The organism is Micromonospora noduli (assembly GCF_003264365.1).
Taxonomy (GTDB): Bacteria; Actinomycetota; Actinomycetes; order Mycobacteriales; family Micromonosporaceae; genus Micromonospora; species Micromonospora noduli.
Map to the genome: position 1 here is coordinate 1 of NZ_PYAK01000136.1, position 930 is coordinate 930.

At 78.7% G+C, this 930-nt stretch carries 1 protein-coding gene; it reads left to right on the forward strand.

The features are described from left to right. Nucleotides 1-930: Hsp70 family protein (locus GUI43_RS33285; protein ID WP_249037928.1), on the forward strand; the 930-nt coding region annotated here is incomplete at both ends.

A 930-nucleotide genomic window follows, 5' to 3' on the forward strand; every position in this document is an offset into this window, starting at 1 on the left:
GGCCGCCTGGGACGCGACGCGGCGGCAGGTCCTCGCCGACGCGCTGCTGCGGGCGGGCTGGCCGCAGGCGGCCGAGCACACCCTCGCCGGGCCGACGCCGCCCGGCACCCGGCTGCTGCGGGAGCCGGTGGCCGCCGCCCGCTACTACACGCAGGTGCTGCACCGTCCGGTGCCGGTCGGCGGGGCGATCGCGGTCTTCGACTTCGGTGGCGGGACACTCGACGTCGCGGTGCTGCGCAACGAGGGTGCGGACCCCTGGGGTGACTCCGGCTTCAGCGTGGTCGCCGACGGTGGCCTGCCCGACCTGGGCGGCCTGGACCTCGACGCCGCGCTGGTGCGGCGGGTCGGCGAGCTGGTCGGTGAGCGGCACGCCGCGCAGTGGGCCCGGCTCACCCGGCCGACGGATCCGGCGCAGCGCCGCGACCAGGTCCGGCTCTGGGACGAGGTACGCGGTGCGAAGGAGACCCTGTCCCGGTCTGCGGTCGCCCCGGTCGCCGTGCCGGGGGTGGCCGAGACGATCCAGCTGACCAGGGCGGACGTCGAGCGGGTGGCCACGCCGCTGCTGCGCCGGGCGGTGCAGCGGGCCCGGGAGGTCATCGCCGCGGCCGGGCTGCGCCCCGATCAGCTCGACGGGCTCTTCCTCGTGGGCGGGTCGTCACGGATTCCGCTGGTGGCCCGCATGCTGCACGCCGAGCTGGGGATCGCGCCGACGGTGCTGGACCAGCCGGAGTTACCGGTGGCCGAGGGCGCCCTGACCGACCTGCCGCTGCGCAAGCCGCTACCCGCCCCGGCGTACGCGGGAGCGCCGCTCGCACCACCCGCGCCGGCTCCGGTGAGCCCGCCCGCCCCGGCCGGAGCGCCCGCGCCGGTCGTACCGTCGCAGCCCTGGCCGGGGTCGACGCCGCCGGCGGGTCCGCCCCCCGGGCCGGG